The sequence below is a fragment of the Bathymodiolus azoricus thioautotrophic gill symbiont genome, assembly GCF_001298715.1.
GTDB lineage: Bacteria > Pseudomonadota > Gammaproteobacteria > PS1 > Pseudothioglobaceae > Thiodubiliella.
Genome location: NZ_CDSC02000074.1, coordinates 1 through 1,350, shown reverse-complemented (window position 1 = coordinate 1,350; position 1,350 = coordinate 1). Strand labels below are relative to the sequence as shown.

General features: G+C 35.1%; 2 protein-coding genes and 1 pseudogene. All 3 read left to right on the top strand.

Annotation, left to right across the window (positions count from 1 at the left end; translation table 11 throughout):
• A pseudogene (locus tag BAZSYMA_RS09640) lies at positions 1–129 on the top strand (IS1595 family transposase); the annotation flags it as partial.
• On the top strand, positions 122–310 hold the full coding sequence (locus BAZSYMA_RS09790; RefSeq protein WP_090714923.1) for a hypothetical protein: 189 nt from the start codon (positions 122–124) through the stop codon (positions 308–310). The pseudogene BAZSYMA_RS09640 and the gene BAZSYMA_RS09790, both read left to right, overlap by 8 nt.
• Positions 311–346: 36 nt before the next feature.
• The coding region (locus BAZSYMA_RS01590) for a UPF0149 family protein (RefSeq protein WP_090714920.1) at positions 347–1,350 on the top strand (1,004 nt) is incomplete at its 3' end.

Genomic DNA, 1,350 nt, shown 5'->3' with positions numbered 1-1,350 from the left:
CCTAAAATTAGACTGGTAAAATTTAAAGGAATGAATAAAAAAATGTTTAAATATCACCTTAAAGAATGTGAATTTAGATTTAATAATCGCAAGCAAGATATGTATAGACCTTTGCATAAATATGAATAATCATCAAAAATCCACTTTTTACCCACTTGGCAATTTTTTAAACCCTGCCTTAACCTTGCTAGGACTGGGTTTAAGAAAATCACCAATTGGGCAAAAACTGACAATGCTAACCACCCCTATTTATGCAAAGTTCTCATATAAAATCTTACTTGATAATTTTAGAAAAGAGCCGCTTAACTAGTTAAGACCGTTATTTTTAAGTAAAAAAAACACATTTATGAACAAAGACAAGTACGCAACGCTTTTTGATTTCGGTGTGATAGATTATCATGACGATTGGCATGATTACCTGCAACATGGTTTTGAACAATGCGATGTTGATGATTTAATTCAACTAGCAACAGATGCAAATCTCAATCAAGCACAAGATGATACTGTGTGGGTGCAGATACACGCTTGGCGTGCTTTAGCGCAGCTCAAGAGCACCAAAGCTATTATCCCTCTCATCACTTTGTTTGACTCAGCAGATAAAAATGAAGACGATTGGATGATGGATGATTTGCCCGAAGTAATAGGCATGATTGGCACTGATGCCTTGTTGCCTTTGTTTGCTTTTATATTAGACAATACGCACCAACAATCCGCTTATCTAGTGGCTGCTTCTGCTTTAAATCAAATACATAAAAACCAGCCTGATTGTAGAGACGAATTGCTGGTATTTTACCAACAATATTTAGAGCAACCACACCATCAACAAAAAGCTTTAAATGGTTTTATTGTGATTAACTTATTAGATATTAAAGCGGTTGAGTTAATTGATGAAATTCGTCAAATATTTACCAATAAATGCGTTGATTTAATGTGTGCAGGCGATTTAGAAGAAGTAGAAATCAAACTAGGTGTACGAACTCAGCGTACCACCCCTAAACCCACATTTGAGCAAATGAGTGGCATTAAACCACCTAACTTTTCAAATTTATTTGACGATGAATTAAATGATGATGAATGGATACTAACAGATAGCTTTTTTACACGCTATGGACGTGCTCAATCAATTCAAAATACCTCTGAATTAAATGGCTTTTTTACTGCCATTGCCTGTGCGCCAGAGATGATTATGCCTTCTATGTGGATGGATGCTATTTGGGGTGCAACATATGCACCAGAGTGGGACGATATCGAAGAATTCGAACTATTTAATCAGTTAATTTTTAATCATTATAATCAAGTAAATCAGGCATTAATCGAAGGTGAATACTACCCTTTGTTTTTCAAGCCTGA

Excerpts from the sequence above, each read along its gene's own strand:
- BAZSYMA_RS09790 (WP_090714923.1), top strand. The coding sequence starts at position 122 with ATGAATAATCATCAAAAATCCACTTTTTACCCACTTGGCAATTTTTTA.